Here is a 15213-nt window from a genome sequence, read left to right on the forward strand (position 1 = left end):
GCCATGCTTCGTTCCTTGCCCAAGATCGACGTCGCGACATTGATCGCATTTGGCTGCATCGTGCTGCTCCTTTTGTTGGGCGCCGTTGCCAAACCAGGCTTTTTGTCCGTCGACTATCTCGGTCAACAACTTCAGGTTGCGGCGTTCCTCGGCGTGATTGCGACCGGAGAGATGATCGTGATTCTGATGGGACAGATCGACCTCTCGATTCCGTGGACGATCGGCATCGGCGGCATGATGGCCACCGGCGCATCGGGCATTCTCGGCAACGCGCTTGGCGTACCGCTTGCCGTCCCGTTCGGGATTTTATGCGGCGCTTTGATCGGCGTGGTGAACGGCTGGGGTGTGGCTTATCTGCGGGCGCCTTCCATGATCTTCACGCTCGGCATGAATGCCGTCGCCCAAGGCCTCATGGTCTATCACACCGGGGGGTTCGCACCTCAGGACCGGGCGACGCCACTCATGATCGAGCTTGCCAGTGGTCAGTGGATCCCCGGTTTTTCCAATCCGCTGCTCGTATGGATCGCGCTTGGGGCCATTACCGTTTATATCCTGACACGCACCGTATTCGGTCGTCAGATTTATGCAATCGGAAATCGCGAGCGGGCGGTGTTTCTTTCCGGCGTCGATAGCCGGAGGGTCACGTTGATCGCTTTCGCGTTTTCCGGCGCTTGCGCGGCGGCCGGCGGCGTGCTGCTGGCCGGATGGGCAAACCGCTCGTACCAGGCCATGGGCGATCCCTATCTATTGCCCACGATCGCGGCCATCGTGCTGGGCGGAACCAATGTGCTCGGCGGCCGCGGTACTTATCTCGGCACCGTAGCCGGCGTGATTCTGATTACCCTCTTGCAGTCGATTCTTTCGGTGCTGCAGCCGCAGGATTATTTCGCCTCGATGGGCATCAAGCTGCCCGCCGATGTCTTCCGGCAGGTCGTGTTCGGGCTCGTGATCATCGTGATGATGATGCTGTATGGGCGGGAGAAAGCGATGCGATAGTGTGGCGGGAGCCGGGATCATGCGGTGCAACGGCACGTGTCCACGTCCAGACCTGGCACGTGGCTTGCCGCAAGGATCGATGGGAGGCGGCGGGCACGATGGCTTGCCGCCGACTCGATCGATCCGCACGAACCGGGAGGTACCATGAAATTCTTCAGGCCAATACTGATAGCCGCCTGTGCGCAACTGGTCATCGCAAGCCCGCTCGCCATGGCCCAGAACACACAGCCCGCCCAGCAGCCGGACACCACGCAGCAAGGCACACAACCCGGCCAGCAGGCGCCCGGCAGCACCACGCGCTACGCGGATCCGAGCCACCCAGCGTCATCCCCACAAGGTGGCACGCTGATGCAAAAGCGTGAGCAGGGCATGTCGCCGCAGGGCGCTTCAGGTACCGCGACCGGCAAAATTCCGCAGTAAAAACTCACGAGCGTGCCGCGCTCCGCGATTGCAGGCTGTTTCGCTGTCAGGTCGTGCGATTTGCATGCGTCGGCACGCCATCCGCTCGAAAGTGATGCGCTGTTTTGCGTGAACGCTCGAATCCGCATGGCCGGCCGGCATGGCAGACAGGTAATGTCCATACCAGCATGACCGCTGAACTGGTTGCGCGGGTGTGCCGCAGGTACGATGAGCACGACTTGAAGTCGACTACTCATTGCGGACCCCATCATGAAGCGTTTTCACATTGCGCTGGCTGTTGCGAATCTCGACGAATCCATTGCGGACTATAGCCGCCGCCTCGGACAGCCGCCGTCCGCCGTGGTGCCGGGCCAGTACGCGATGTGGCGCACCGATCTGCTCAACTTCTCGATCAACGAGAACCCGGAGCGCGCTGGTCAGTTGCGCCATGTCGGGTTCGAAGACGATGCGGTGCAGGCCTATTCGAGCAGCATCGATGTGAACGGGCTCGAGTGGGAGTCGTTCTCGGCGGCCGAGCAGGATGAACGCATCGTCAGCGCTTATGGCGTTCCGGTGCGTGGCTGAGCGGGTCGGCTCTCGGTCGCGTACCCGATCGCGACACCATGCAATTACGTTGTTTGTTGCTGTTTGTCCGGCGAAAGGGCGATGCGCTGTTCGATTCGCCCGAGCCGGACGACTGTCACGCCGGGCCGCAACTGGCGTAGAGACGGCATGACGAGCACGCAGTCGTCGTAGGGTGTGGTGACGGCTTGACCGGCTGACCACCCGATGACGGTGCCGGCCTTCTCGAGCACTTCGAGGCCCGTATACGGTGCGGCGAACCGGAAGTCCATGCTCTTCGCAACGACCGGTTCCGTGACGCGCACGACGCGCATTTCCTCGGGGAGCGGCCTGAGCCATTCGGCCGGCAGATCGCTTTCGTCGACGATGCCCGCCAACAGCAGGAAGCGCGCGGTGCTGTCTCGCGCGACAGTGACCGCACCTCGCTCCCAGTGCTGCCCGCATTCGATCAGGAGGGCGTTCTTCGGACTCGCTTCATCGCCGAAGCCCTCGTAGTCGCGCATTCTGCGGCCTTCGGGGTGACCTTCGTCGAGGATCGCCGTGGCCGGTGTGCCGAGGCGGACCGCGAGTTCGGCGCCCTTTTGCAGCGGACCGGCGACGATCAATGGCGAGCTTTTCTCGTGCATCGAATGAAGGTCGAGCAGCAGATCGACGGTATCGATCGCCGGCCGCATCGCGCGGGCGCGGTCCAGTTCCGCCGAACGCGTCGCGAGATCGTCGAGCTTCGCCGCGGTCCATACGCGGTTGAAGTCCTGATCGACGAAGCGCGCCCGGTCCGGCGCGGCGGGATCGAATCGCGCATACGCCGCTACGTTGGCGAACGACAGCGTGAGCTTGCCGCGACGGGGGCGCAACCGTGCGCGCAAGAGTTCGTCGACGACGATCGCCCCGCAGACCTCGTTGCCGTGCGTGAGGGCGTTGATCATGACGTGCGGGCCGGCCACGCCCGAATCGAACGTGTACAGGTACGGGATACCGGTATTGCCAGGCGCGTGCGCGGCAATGTCGGGGAAATCGACTTCGATCGGGTAGCTATTCATCTTTGTTTCAGCCCTCGCTGACAGCGATACCTGGACTACAAATGATCGATCTTCCGGCCCTCGTTGCATAGGATGATCTTTTTGTCTTGTGGGGGACCGCTGTGCCGTTGAAAGAACGCTATGCGAAGCGCCCGCCCGTTGTGCGCCCATTCGATCGTTGCCCGGTAGTTCGCCATTGGAGAGAGCGCGGCATCACTTCTGTCACAATGGCGTTCGCCGATTCGCCGGCGCACCGTCGACAACGGACCACGATCGAGCTTCTCCAAATGCGTATTTTCGGAATAAGCATCCACATCGTCATCGCCCTCATTTTTGCGGTGCATGCCGTGCGCACGCAGCAGAACATGTACTGGTTGGTGATTCTGTTTCTCTTCCCTGGCCTAGGCAGTCTGGTCTATCTGTTCGTTGTTTACTTGCCCAGCCTGCGCCAGTCGCGTGGAGCGAGGGCGGCAACGCGGGCCTTCTCGCAGTTCGTCGATCCGGATCGAGCTGTACGCGAGGCGCGCGTGGCTTTCGATCGCGCGCCGACCGTCGCGCATCGCATGCGGCTCGGTGCCGCGCTGCTCGATGCGGGAAACGCCGCCGAAGCGCTCGAACATTACCGAGCGGCGGCTACGGGGCCGTTCTCGTCCGATCCGGGCTTGCTCCAGGGATTGGCGCGAGCGCAGTTTGCCAACGGCGACGCCGCGGGTACGCAGGAGACGCTGGAAAGGCTCTTCGCCGTTCATCCCGTCGCCCGTCAGCAATCCGAACCCGCCTTGCTGTACGCACGAGCTTTGGCGGCCATCGGCGCACCGGGCACGCGCGCCGCATTCGAGGTCGCGCTCGCCAGCGCAAGCGATGCAGCGCCTCGTTGCTTGTACGCCGATTGGCTGGCGACGCAGGGCGACGACGCCGATCGTCGGCGAGCGCGCGAACTTTACGCCGAGATCGTGCACGATGCGAGGCATTGGACGCGTTACGCCCGTGACCACAACAGCGAGTGGTTGCAGCGCGCCCAATCGGCTTTGAGCCGATAGGCTCGGGGTATCCGCATCCGTTGCGGCGCGTGAACGCAAGGCCTGCTCATCGCGGGTGGCCCCGGCAGACCCCGTCGAATTCAGCAGGGGATTCTACGCACGCCCGACTGTCTTCTCCGTGTGCGCAACGCTATGAACATCGCGCAGCGGGAAATTTTTAGCCTGGTGCCGGCGACCATGCGTGCCCTCGTCATTACTGGCTCAGCACCCATTGGATAAGCGTATGCGCGTCCTCGGGCGACAGCGGGCCGCCGCGATCCGCGGGCAGCGGCATCGACGTGTCGCCCCAGTGCGCTTTTCCGCCCAGACGTAGTTTGTGCTCGAGCATTGCGGCGGCGTGCGGCTTGTCCCGATAGCGGTCGGCGATTTGATGGAACGACGGCGCAAGAAACGGCGCGTCGACGGTATGGCAGAACATGCAATGCTGCTGATCGATCAGCTCGGTGGGTTCATGCTGCTGCGCGAATGCCGACGAGCCGAACACCGCAGCCACCAGCCAGACCGTACCCGTTGCATATTGCTTTTGCCGCACATTCATTGCTGTTTCCGGAAGAGACGCGCTCAGCGTGAAAGTTGGGATACGGCCAGGCGCAGACCGACGCACGTCGAGTGCGCTTCTCGCATACGGCGCCGGCCGCGCGGTGAATCAGTGGGACATCAGCACGGGAACCGTCATCGTTTCGAGCATCGTACGCGTGACGCCGCCCAGCACCTGCTCCCGTGCGCGTGCATGAGCATAGGCACCCATCACGAGCAGGTCGGCGTGCACGTCGCTCAACTGGTTAAGGAGCGTCGCGCCGGTGCTGACACCCGACGCGCGCGGTATCGAGGCAAACCCCGCACGTATGCCGTGCCGCTCGAGATAACCGGAGACGTCGAACCCCGCCGGCTCGTCGCTGTCCGGGTGCTTCACCACTGTCGAGACCGTTACGAAGCGCGCGCGTTTGAGGATCGGCAGCGCGTCGGCGAGCGCGCGAGCGGCTTCACGGCTGCCGTCCCACGCCACGACGACGTTCTCGCCGAACGACGCGACGCGGCCTGCGTACGGCACCACGATTACGGGACGCCCGGCTGTCATGACGAGATCTTCGATGAAATTGCGAGCGACATACGACGCCGGGTCGTCGGGGTCTTCCTGACCCACGATCAGCAGATCCGCATGGCGGGCGTACAAGGTGGCGGCGTCAACCGCGGCACCCGCGGGCGCCTGCCACTCGAACCGGCATCCGGCGCGCTTGGCTGCGGCGGTGAACTGTTCCTGTGCGCGCAACCTGCGCTCCACGCCTTGCGCTTCCAGTGTGCCCAAATTGAGGCTGTCGTCGCGCTTGAGTAGCGGGCGGAATATCTCCTGGCAGACCACATACAGGCCGACCAGGTGCGCGTTGTATTTGAGCGCGAGGTCTAGCGCGAGGTCCACGCGCGCTTCGCTATGGCGGCTGTCGTCGACATGGACGAGCAAAGTCTGATAGGTCATGACGGTTCCTTTTCGGTTTGGGAGGGCGCTGCAGCCGCCGCCGGGGCGGCGCCTTCGACGCTGCCGGGAATCAACAGCACCGGACAGAAAGCCATGCGCAAGAAGCGCTCGGCGACGCTGCCGAGCATGAGCCGCCGGACGCCGCGCCGGCCATGCGTCCCCATGACGACGAGGTCGCAGTGGTTGGCACGCGCTTGTTCCAGAATGCATTCCGCGATGTCGCCGCCGGGTACGGCGGTTTCGACCACGTACGGCTCGCCCTTGACGTTTTCCCGCTGCATGGCGGCGAGTGTTTCCGCCTTCAGGCGCTCGCCTTCTTCGAACAAAGTGTCGCGCACGATCGCCGGATTGAAGCCGGGCGCCTGATAGGCCGCGATCGGAACCTCGACGACGTACAGCGGAATCAGTTCTGCGCCGTTCTCGCGGGCTGCCTGGAGCGCGAATTCGAACGCGCGCTGTGCTGTGCCGCTACCGTCGATCGGCGCGAGGATGCGTTGGTACATGATCGAACCTCTTGGTCTGCAAGGGAACGGAAGTGCCTTTGCGTAATTAAGAGTCTAGAAGCGGCGTTTTATTGCGGATTGACACAGATCAATCGAGCATGGGCTCCCGATGCACAATCCGCCGATGCTGGAACGCATCGCATAGAGCGAATCGCATAGAGCGCATCGGGACGGTTCACGTTTGATTGATGGAAATCAACTGCGTGCGAAAGCGGCTGCGTACAGTGATCTCGTCAAGCGAATTCTTTGCGCCGCTGACGACGCTTGCCGATACGCCGCGCCGGTGTCCAGCGCATTTCTCTTTCGAGGAGAACAGCATGTCCGCTAAACGGGTTGCCTTTGTCACCGGAGGCATGGGAGGCCTCGGCGCGGCGATCAGCCGGCGTCTTCACGCCATGGGGATGACGGTCGCGATGTCGCATTCCGAGCGCAACGATCACGTGTCGACGTGGCTCATGCACGAGCGCGACGCGGGGCGCAAGTTCTACGCCTACGAGATGGACGTCGTCGAATTCGATTCGTGCGACCAATGCGCGAAACGTGTGCTCGCCGATCACGGCACAGTCGACGTGCTGATCAACAACGCGGGCATCGTGCGGGACAGCACCCTCGCGAAGATGACGAAGGCGGATTGGGATGCGGTGATGCGCACGGACCTCGACGCTCTGTTCAACGTGACGAAGCCGTTCATCGGCGGGATGGTGGAGCGCGGCTTCGGGCGTGTCGTGAATATCGGGTCGGTGAACGGCTCGCGCGGTGCTTTTGGACAGACGAATTATTCGGCCGCGAAGGCGGGCGTGCACGGTTTCACGAAAGCGCTGGCCCTCGAAGTCGCCAAGCGCGGCGTGACGGTCAACACGGTATCGCCCGGCTACCTCGATACGGCGATGATTGCGTCGGTGCCCGAGGACGTCATGCAAAAGCACATCTTGCCGCAGATTCCGGTTGGTCGACTCGGACGCCCCGATGAAGTCGCCGCGCTCGTGGCGTTCCTTTGTTCGGACGATGCAGCGTTCGTAACGGGCGCTGATATCGCGGTGAACGGCGGCATGCATATGCGGTAAAAAAAATAGGAACCGCGAGCGCCTTTACGGCGGTGCAGCGCAGATGGCTGCGAGTTGACGCAAGTCAATCGGCTGGCGACGACACTGGCTAGAGTAGTTCGTGCATGGTCTCATGCAACCGACGAGGCACGAAGCTGCCGGAGCGCGAGACGCAGGCACTGTCACGGGTGCGCACGCACCTGTGTTGTGAGTTTCCACCAAGGAGTGAGTGCTATGAGCAGCCCGACCCGTTATGACCCGTTTTCGCTCGAGCCGGTGGCCGACCTGTTCCAGGGCTTCTTCCGGCCGATGCGCAGCCTGACGCTCGAAGGCGGCGCGCCGCTCTCGGACATCAAGATCGACGTTTCGGAAAGCGATGCCGCTTATACCGTGAAAGCCGAGATGCCGGGCGTCAATAAGGAAGACATCGACGTGAAAATAGACGGCAACGTGGTATCGATCAGCGCCAAGGCCGAGCGCAACAAGGAACTGAAGCAAGGAGAGCAGGTGATTCGCCGCGAACGTTATTCGGGTGTGATGAGCCGCTCGTTCTCGCTCGCGAACGACATCGACGAGGGCGCATCGTCCGCGACGTATCAGGATGGCGTGCTGACGCTGACGCTGCAAAAGAAGAAGGACACCGAGCAAAAGCGTCTGCAGATCAATTGAGCGTCAGGCAGCACGATTGCGCATGTGGCCCGAAGGAGGGCGCGATGAAAACGGACAAGCAACTGAAGCACGAAGTCGAAGAGGAACTGGAGTTCTCGCCTCTGATCCATTCGGCGCAGATCGGCGTCGAGGTGACGGACGGCATCGTCACGCTGTCGGGCCACCCCTCGAGTTACGCGGAAAAGATCGCCGCCGAGAAGGCGGCCCAAAGAGTCGCGGGCGTGAAGGCCGTGGTCGTCGAGATGCATGTCCGGTTGCCGCACGACGACGTGCATACCGACGAAGACATCGCCAATGCAGTGCGTTCGCTGCTGCGCTGGACCGTCGGGGTTCCGCAAGACGCCATCCAGGTGCAGGTCGAAAATGGCTGGGTGACGTTGCGCGGCGAGCTCGCCAACGCCCACCTGAGCTATCTCGCCGGGCGCACGATCGGCCAAATGCGCAGCGTGACCGGCGTGACGAACCTGATCGACGTGGCTGGCCCGAAGGCGGCAGAAAATGTCGCGGAGAAGATCGGCAAGGCGATGCAGCGGCATGCCGAGCGAGAAGCCAAGCATATCCAGATCAAGGTTCGCGACGGCACGGTGACGCTGACCGGCACGGTGGGTTCGTACGCCGAGCGCTCGGCCGCTCGTGGCGCCGCATGGTCCGCGCCGGGCGTGCACGCGGTGATCGACAATCTCGTCGTCGGGTGAGATGTCGGGCTCTCTTGGTAGCTAGTGCTTCATGGGCGAGGACGGCACACGCGCCGTTTTCGCCCGTGGATTGCAGCCATCCTCATGAGCGTGCGATCGACTGCCAGATCTCCTCGGCATCCTCAGCGAACGAGAACAGCGCTGTATCGCTGGCGGCGATCGTGCCTTCCTCGACGAGGAAATCGAAGTCGATCGCACGCCGCCAGTATTGCTCGCCGACGAGCACCACGGGCAGCGGTGCGATCTTTCCCGTCTGCAGGAGCGTGAGCACCTCGAACAGTTCGTCGCACGTGCCGTAGCCGCCGGGGAAAAACACGGCGGCCTTGGCGCGCTCGAGCAGATGGAGCTTCCGGATCGCGAAGTAATGGAGCTTGAAGCAAAGGTCGGGACTGATGTAGGGGTTCGGGAGCTGCTCGCGCGGCAACGAGATGTTCAAGCCGATGCTCGGTGCGCCGGATTCGAATGCGCCGCGATTGGCGGCCTCCATGATGCCCGGGCCGCCGCCGGTGACGATCGCGAGCTGCGGCGGTGCGCCTGACGCGCACGCGCGTCCGACCAGTCGACCGAATTCGCGGGCGATCGAATAGTACGCGCTCTTCGCGAGCAGTCGCTCGGCGATGGCGGCTGCTCTTCGGCATTGTGGATCCGAGGGCGCGCCGGCGAGCGCTTGCCGCGCCGCGTCGAGGCGCTGCTGCGCCGCCGCAGGCTCGATGAGCCGGGTGCTGCCGTACACGACGATCGTGTGCTCGATGCCGTGGCGCTGCAGGATTTCCTCCGTCTTCCAGAAGTCCAGTTGCAGGCGCACGCCGCACATCTCGGGGCGCAACAGGAAGGCCCGGTCTTCGTCGGCCTGCCGGTAGCTTGGGCTCGCGATCAGTTGCCGCACGCGCTCGGCGGCTTCCTGCTGTGCCCTGACTAGCGAGACGTCCTGGTCATCGGCGGCCGGAGTAGGCGCGATCGCGTCGAGTTCCGCCGAACGCGGCAATGCCGCATGCGGCTCGGTGACTGTGCCGGCGTGTTCTTTCATTAGGTGCCTCCCAACGCTGTCGCCGAGCGCTGGCCATCAAGAATGGATACAGCCTCTTGCGCGATCACCTGCTCTTCGTCAGTCGCGATCACGAGCACGTCTAGCTTGCTCGTGCTATCGCTGATAACGCGCGCGTCGCGTGCGTTCGACGGAGCGTCGATCCGAACCCCAAGCCATGCCAGGCGTTCGCAGACCGCCGCTCGAATGGCAGGTTGGTGCTCTCCGATGCCGGCTGTAAAAACAAGTGCGTCGAGTCCGCCCATGGAGGTCGCCAGCCTGGCGACTTCGCCGGCAATGCGAAAGACGAACAGGTCCAGCGCTTCGCGCGCTTGTGGCAACGCGCTCGCCAGCAATTCGCGGCTGTCGGCGCTGATGCCCGAGACGCCAAGCAGGCCGGATTCGTGATAGAGCAATGCTTGAACCTCGGCGAGCCTGAGCTGGCGCTGGCCGAGCAGGTGCAGCACGACACCGGCATCCAGCGCGCCGCATCGCGTTGCCATCGGAACGCCGTCGAGCGTCGAAAACCCCATGCTCGTGTCGCGGCTCGCACCGCGCTCGAGCGCACAGAGGCTCGCTCCGCTCCCCAGGTGGGCTGCGACGATCTTGCCATGCGCAAGCGCAGGAAAATGACGAGCGAGTTGCGAGGCGATGAACTGATATGACAGGCCGTGAAAGCCGTATCGCTTGATGCCCTCGTCGAAAAGACGCCGGGCGATCGCAAAGCGCCGCACGAGATCGGGTTGCCCCTGATGAAATGCGGTATCGAACGATGCCGTTTGGCGTAAGTGTGGCCGCAGCGTTCGGATGGCACGAATGAGCCGAACGCTTTGCGGTTGGTGCAGCGGCGCGAGCGGGACGAGCTCCTCGATGGCGGCGAGCGTGCGATCGTCGATCGCGACGGGGCCTTTGAATCGGTCGCCGCCATGTACGACCCGATGCCCGACCAACGTGAAATCGTTCAACGAAAAATGGTCTTTGAACCATTCGAGCGTTTCATCGATGACCGCATGCAGATCCTCCGTGAGCGGTGCGCGTAACGGCACGCGCACAGCTTCGCCACCATTCGAAATGTTCAGCGACAACGGTGCGCTCCGAAAATCGATGTTGCCGCTGCCAATGCGTATCGGCGAGCCGCTGGTTACGCGAAACAGCCCGCATTTGATCGTCGATGAGCCCGGGTTGAACGTAAGGAGAAACGGATCGCTCATGATGCGGCGGCGTCGTGGTGCGTGCGTTCGGCAACGAGCTTGGCGAGCGCGGCCGACGCCAGGCGCACGCGCAGCGAATCGGCGCGGCTAGTGAGGATGATCGGTAAGCGTGCGCCCAATACGAGACCCGCGCCGTCCGCGCCGGCAAACAGCATGAGTTGCTTGACGAGCATATTGCCGGCTTCGAGATCGGGCATGAGCAGGATGTCGGCGCGGCCCGCGACCGGCGAAACGATGCCCTTCGTCATTGCGGCCGCGGGGCTGACCGCATTGTCGAAAGCAAGCGGGCCATCGACGAGGCCGCCGGTGATCTGCCCGCGTGTGGCCATGACCGTGAGCGCGGCCGCATCGAGCGTGGATTGCATCTTGGGATTCACGGTTTCGACGGCCGCCACGACCGCGACGCGCGGCTCGTCGATGCCCATCAACCGTAGGAAGTCGATTGCGTTCTGGCAGATGTCGCGTTTTTGCGTGAGATCGGGCGCAATGTTGACGGCCGCGTCCGTGATGACGAGCGGTTTTTCATAAGCGGGAACATCCATGACATAAACATGACTGACGCGCCGCTCGGTTCGCAGGCCGGAGCCCGGTGCGACCACGGCCGAGAGCAGCTCATCGGTGTGCAGGCTGCCTTTCATCAACGCCGCCACGGCTCCGGACGCACCGAGTTCGACCGCTCTGGCGGCCGCGGCATGGCTGTGCGCGACAGCTTCGATCGTGATGTGTTCGAGGCTGCACTCGGCAGCATCCGCGGCCGCCCGGATTTTCGCTTCCGGGCCGATCAGAACCGGGTCGAGGAGATTTTCGTCGCGCGCCTCGACGGCGGCCCGAATAGCTTCGGGCGAGCAGGGGTGCACGATCGCGGTTCGCAGCGGCGGCCGGCTCCGTGCGCTGCGAATGAATGCTTCGTAGCGACCGTGACCCGTGAGCCGGCTGCGCGAAAGATCGTCGTTCACGGTTATCCCTTCTATGTTTGGAAAACGTAGGTGCCAGGAGCGTCTGCCGTGGCATGGCCTTGCGCATCCAGCGCCTCGCAAACTGGCGGGCGGAGGCGTTTCGCGCCGCAGCGCGCAGCGAGCCATTCGCTCCATGCGGGCCACCACGAACCGTCATGTCGGTCCGCGAAGGCCATCCATTCGTCCGGACCCACTCGGAGATCCGTGGCGCCGGTGGTCTCGATGCGGTAATGGCGGCGCGGATGGTTCGGCTCGCTGACGATGCCAGCGTTGTGGCCGCCGCTCGTCAGTACGAAGGTGATGTCGGTATCGCAGAGATGGTGAATCTTGTAGACGGAGCGCCATGGTGCGATATGGTCGCGTTCGGTGCCGACGACGAACATCGGCGCGCGGATGTTGCGCAGCGAAACGGGCCGACCGTCAACTTCGTATCGCGCAGATGCGAGGTCGTTGCCGAGAAAGAGCTTGCGCAGATACTCCGAGTGCATGCGATAGGGCATGCGCGTGCGATCCGCGTTCCAAGCCTTCAAGTCGCTCATCGGCTCGCGTTCGCCGAGAAGGTAATCGTGGACGACACGCGACCAGATTAGATCGTTCGATTTCAGCAGCTGGAACGACCCCGCCATTTGCTCGCCGCCGAGATAGCCACGTTCCCACATGCTGCTCTCGAGAAAATAGACCTGGCTTTCATCGATGAAGAGCTGCAGTTCGCCCGGTTCGCTGAAGTCCGTTTGCGCGGCAAACAACGTAATCGACGCGAGCGTTTCGTCGCGGCGGCTGGCCATCTCGGCAGCCGCGATCGCGAGCAACGTACCACCGAGACAGTAGCCGGCCGCGTGGATCTTGCGCCCGGGCGCGATTTGCAATATTGCGTCGAGCGCAGCCATGATGCCGAGGCGACGGTAGTCGTCGAATCCGAGATCGCGATCCTCCTTGTCGACATTGCGCCACGATATGCAGAAGACGGTGTACCCCTCGTCGACGAGATAGCGCACCAGCGAGTTGTGCGGCGAAAGATCGAGGATGTAGTACTTCATGATCCACGCGGGCACGAGCAGTATCGGCTCGGCGTGAACTTTGGCGGTCGATGCGCGGTATTGGATCAACTCGATCAGGTGATTGCTAAAGACGACGCGCCCAGGCGTGACGGCGACATCGACGCCCGGCTTGAACCGTTGTGTTCCCTTGGGCGGCTGGCCGGCCGCGACGCGCGATGCGTCTTCGAGCGCGTTCAACGTACCTTGTACGAGATTGGCGCCGAAGGTCTCGACCGTGCGTTGAACGACCTCGGGATTCGTCAGCGGAAAGTTGCCCGGCGAAAGAACGTCGAGCCATTGCCGGGCGGCGAACGAGACGACGTCTTGATGATGGCGCGTCACGCCGGGCATCTCGTGCGTCGCCGCGCACCACCATTGTTCGGTCAGTCTGAACGCGTACTGCCAAGCGTGAAATGGGGGGATCTGCCAGACGGGGGCGCTAAACCGATCGTCGGTCGGCAGATCCGTATCGACAGAAGCGATACCGTGTGCGAAGTCCAGTAGCTGGCGCGCTTGGCCCGCAGCGAGTGCAGCGAGTTCCATCCGCTTGCCGGGCGCCGCGAGCAAATGAATGAACCAGTCGGAAAGAGCGAGTGCGAGCGCTGCCGGAGATAGACCGCCGGTCGCTTGCGCGATCCACGCTTCCTTCGCATGGTCGAGCGCACGAAACGGGCTGTCGCTCAAAAGGCCGGGCGTGAGCGCGGCGTCGTCGATCGGGTCTTTCTCCTTGCTGCGCGTATCCATCGAGCATCCTTCGGTTCGGCCTGAAATTCACTCTACACACGTGGCCGCGGGCAGGTATGACCTACGTCAACGTACGCGACGCTGCATTCGGACATTCGTGTGAACGTACGCGGTGGTTCGGTCCTCACTTTGCGCTCGATTGACGCATATCAACGAGGCGTACGGCCAACCGGCGAAGATGAAGGCTCCGGCGTCTGCAGCGGGCCGTCGCGCAGGCAACGCGAACCGAGGACGCGCGCGATGCGATGCGTGCACAGTGGGGGCAGTTCGATCATGCGAGCAAACTTTCGAATCGTATTGGCGACGCTGGCGGTATTCGTCGCGATTTCGGGCATCCTTGCCGCGCTTCACGGGCTGTTATTCGATCGGGATAGTGTCGTCCGTTACGGTGCGGCGGCCGTCGTGATCGGTATCGCGGCGTTCGTGTTCCTGCTCAACCCACTCCTGGGTCTCGACGACGACTCGCACCCGGATTCCTGGAAGTGAACGAGGTCTTCCGGAAGGCGTTGACAGTGGCCGGCGATGCGCGTGTCGCGAATAGCGCGTCAAGCGGCTTCGTCATCGGCAAAGACGCCGAATTCGGGTTCGCTCGTTTCGCAGTCGACGCACTGCACGTGCCAATCGCCCTGCATTCGTTTCGTCGAACCCCGATTGCACCACGACACACGGCCGACTTCGCCCTCGAACGGTCCCCCATCGGTTCCGAGGCCCAACCCTTCGAGCTTGCATAACTGCCGCGTGCCGGATGCGTCCAGTATCAATGTCCTGCCCGCCTCCGTGCGCACGGTTCCCCACGCGGGTAGCGCGAGGCCAGCGTGCGCTTCGCGCGACCATTTGAGCGAAGCGTCGTCCAGCCAAAGAATGGCGTACGCGCCAGGGTTGGTATCGAATGTATCGAGGTGTAGGGTGATTCTCATTGAAGTCTCCTGTCGACGGCTTCCTGTCAGTGCGACATCAGCACCGGCAACGTCATCGATTTGAGAATCGACCGCGTGGCGCCGCCGAGCACCCATTCGCGCCAGCGCGAATGGCCGTAGCAACCCATCACGAGCAGGTCGGCGTCGAGGTCGGCGGCTCGGGAGAGGATCGCTTCGCCGGTCGGCACGCCCTCCATACCCTCGACATCCTGCGTGGCGACGTTGGCGCCATAACGCGAGACGATCGCCGCGATATCGGAACCGGGAATCCGGCTCGACGGGGGCTCGCTCTTCAGCGCGTCGATCGTGAGCACGGTCACTTGCTTCGCGCGGCTCAGAAACGGCAATGCATCGTGTAACGCGCGGGTGGCCTCCCGACTGCCGTCCCACGCAACCAGAACGCGCGAGCCGATGCTTTTGAATTGGCGGGCATATGGCACGACCAATACCGGGCGTCCCGACGAGAGCACCAGATTCTCGACGAATTGGTCAGCGACGAACGACTCGGGGTCGCTGGGATCGTATTGACCGACGATGGCCAGATCGGCCAGACGAGCCGCCTGCGGAACGTACCGATTGGCGTATTCCGTCGACGATTGCCATTCTCCCGCGACGCCGAGGCGCAACGTTTCGGCGCGGAACAGGCGCTCGAGCGCGCCCTTGCGCTCCTCGCGCCGATGGTCGAGGTCCCTGTAAAAGTCGGCGTTGCCTGCCATCACGTAGAACGATCCGGGTTCCGGCCTGAAGACAGTGAAAAACCCCGTGAGAAGAGCGTCGAACTGCCTGGAAAGCGATAGCGCGAGTTCCAGCCGGTTGTGCACAGCCTGGCTCGGATCGAGGTGCACGAGGATGCTTTTGTAACTCATTGCCATTGCTCCCAAGAATGGAATCCCGATACCGAATG

The 15213-nt window shown here is 63.1% G+C and carries 18 protein-coding genes; 8 read left to right on the forward strand and 10 right to left on the reverse strand.

The features are described 5' to 3' along the window. Positions 1-3: 3 nt before the first annotated feature. The 3 genes from GWC77_RS13535 (at position 4) to GWC77_RS13545 (ending at position 1980) form a co-directional block, all read left to right on the forward strand. A complete protein-coding gene (locus GWC77_RS13535; RefSeq protein WP_173257506.1) occupies positions 4-996 on the forward strand; it encodes an ABC transporter permease in 993 nt (330 codons plus the stop codon). A 144-nt stretch (positions 997-1140) separates the two neighbouring features. Beyond that, positions 1141-1416 carry a hypothetical protein gene (locus GWC77_RS13540; protein WP_173257508.1) on the forward strand — a complete coding sequence of 92 codons (276 nt, stop codon included), beginning with the start codon at positions 1141-1143 and terminating at the stop codon, positions 1414-1416. A 249-nt stretch (positions 1417-1665) separates the two neighbouring features. After that, positions 1666-1980 carry a hypothetical protein gene (locus GWC77_RS13545; protein WP_173257510.1) on the forward strand — a complete coding sequence of 105 codons (315 nt, stop codon included), beginning with the start codon at positions 1666-1668 and terminating at the stop codon, positions 1978-1980. 44 nt (positions 1981-2024) lie between these two features. Here GWC77_RS13545 and GWC77_RS13550 read toward each other — a convergent pair whose 3' ends face one another. Further along, the gene (locus tag GWC77_RS13550) at positions 2025-3017 is read right to left on the reverse strand and encodes a succinylglutamate desuccinylase/aspartoacylase family protein (RefSeq protein WP_173257512.1); all 993 of its coding nucleotides are present in this window, start codon (positions 3015-3017) and stop codon (positions 2025-2027) included. A gap of 266 nt (positions 3018-3283) precedes the next feature. Between GWC77_RS13550 and GWC77_RS13555 the strand changes: the two genes are divergently transcribed. Beyond that, positions 3284-4036 carry a hypothetical protein gene (locus tag GWC77_RS13555; RefSeq protein ID WP_173257514.1) on the forward strand — a complete coding sequence of 251 codons (753 nt, stop codon included), beginning with the start codon at positions 3284-3286 and terminating at the stop codon, positions 4034-4036. A 193-nt stretch (positions 4037-4229) separates the two neighbouring features. On the opposite strand, the gene GWC77_RS13560 is transcribed toward GWC77_RS13555, so the two are convergent. From GWC77_RS13560 to GWC77_RS13570, 3 genes are all read right to left on the reverse strand, one after another. Further along, entirely contained in the window at positions 4230-4574 is a 345-nt protein-coding gene (locus GWC77_RS13560) for a c-type cytochrome (RefSeq protein WP_173257516.1), read from the reverse strand. 108 nt (positions 4575-4682) lie between these two features. Next, on the reverse strand, positions 4683-5510 hold the full coding sequence (locus tag GWC77_RS13565; protein ID WP_173257518.1) for a universal stress protein: 828 nt from the start codon (positions 5508-5510) through the stop codon (positions 4683-4685). Beyond that, a complete protein-coding gene (locus GWC77_RS13570) occupies positions 5507-6013 on the reverse strand; it encodes a universal stress protein (protein ID WP_173257520.1) in 507 nt (168 codons plus the stop codon). The genes GWC77_RS13565 and GWC77_RS13570 overlap by 4 nt, the downstream gene beginning before the upstream one ends. Positions 6014-6330: 317 nt before the next feature. Between GWC77_RS13570 and GWC77_RS13575 the strand changes: the two genes are divergently transcribed. From GWC77_RS13575 to GWC77_RS13585, 3 genes are all read left to right on the forward strand, one after another. Next, positions 6331-7077 carry a beta-ketoacyl-ACP reductase gene (locus GWC77_RS13575; RefSeq protein ID WP_173257522.1) on the forward strand — a complete coding sequence of 249 codons (747 nt, stop codon included), beginning with the start codon at positions 6331-6333 and terminating at the stop codon, positions 7075-7077. A 213-nt stretch (positions 7078-7290) separates the two neighbouring features. Then, entirely contained in the window at positions 7291-7725 is a 435-nt protein-coding gene (locus tag GWC77_RS13580; RefSeq protein ID WP_173257524.1) for an Hsp20/alpha crystallin family protein, read from the forward strand. Positions 7726-7769: 44 nt separating this feature from the next. Continuing rightward, positions 7770-8420, forward strand: coding sequence for a BON domain-containing protein (locus tag GWC77_RS13585; protein ID WP_173257525.1), 651 nt, complete (start codon positions 7770-7772; stop codon positions 8418-8420). An 82-nt stretch (positions 8421-8502) separates the two neighbouring features. On the opposite strand, the gene GWC77_RS13590 is transcribed toward GWC77_RS13585, so the two are convergent. From GWC77_RS13590 to GWC77_RS13605, 4 genes are read right to left on the reverse strand one after another with little or no spacing between them, the layout of a single operon-like run. Further along, a complete protein-coding gene (locus tag GWC77_RS13590) occupies positions 8503-9447 on the reverse strand; it encodes an LOG family protein (RefSeq protein WP_173257527.1) in 945 nt (314 codons plus the stop codon). Then, the gene (locus GWC77_RS13595) at positions 9447-10655 is read right to left on the reverse strand and encodes an acetate/propionate family kinase (protein WP_173257529.1); all 1209 of its coding nucleotides are present in this window, start codon (positions 10653-10655) and stop codon (positions 9447-9449) included. Before GWC77_RS13595 ends, GWC77_RS13590 begins: the two co-directional genes overlap by 1 nt. Further along, positions 10652-11611: a bifunctional enoyl-CoA hydratase/phosphate acetyltransferase gene (locus tag GWC77_RS13600; RefSeq protein WP_367949045.1), complete on the reverse strand. Its 960-nt coding sequence runs from the start codon at positions 11609-11611 to the stop codon at positions 10652-10654. Before GWC77_RS13600 ends, GWC77_RS13595 begins: the two co-directional genes overlap by 4 nt. An 11-nt stretch (positions 11612-11622) precedes the next feature. After that, entirely contained in the window at positions 11623-13392 is a 1770-nt protein-coding gene (locus GWC77_RS13605) for an alpha/beta hydrolase (RefSeq protein WP_254366947.1), read from the reverse strand. Between the two features lie 273 nt (positions 13393-13665). Here GWC77_RS13605 and GWC77_RS13610 point away from each other — a divergent pair, with 273 nt between their 5' ends. Then, complete coding sequence (locus tag GWC77_RS13610; RefSeq protein WP_254366948.1) at positions 13666-13878, forward strand: DUF2964 family protein; 213 nt, start codon at positions 13666-13668, stop codon at positions 13876-13878. A 59-nt stretch (positions 13879-13937) separates the two neighbouring features. Here the strand turns inward: GWC77_RS13610 and GWC77_RS13615 are convergent, their stop codons facing one another. Both GWC77_RS13615 and GWC77_RS13620 read right to left on the reverse strand, forming a co-directional pair. Next, positions 13938-14309 (reverse strand): DUF3564 family protein, encoded by a 372-nt coding sequence (locus tag GWC77_RS13615; protein ID WP_173257533.1) that lies wholly within the window; start codon positions 14307-14309, stop codon positions 13938-13940. Between the two features lie 26 nt (positions 14310-14335). Next, positions 14336-15175 (reverse strand): universal stress protein, encoded by an 840-nt coding sequence (locus GWC77_RS13620; protein ID WP_173257535.1) that lies wholly within the window; start codon positions 15173-15175, stop codon positions 14336-14338. Positions 15176-15213 lie beyond the last annotated feature (38 nt).

The organism is Paraburkholderia sp. NMBU_R16 (assembly GCF_013282575.1).
Taxonomy (GTDB): Bacteria; Pseudomonadota; Gammaproteobacteria; order Burkholderiales; family Burkholderiaceae; genus Trinickia.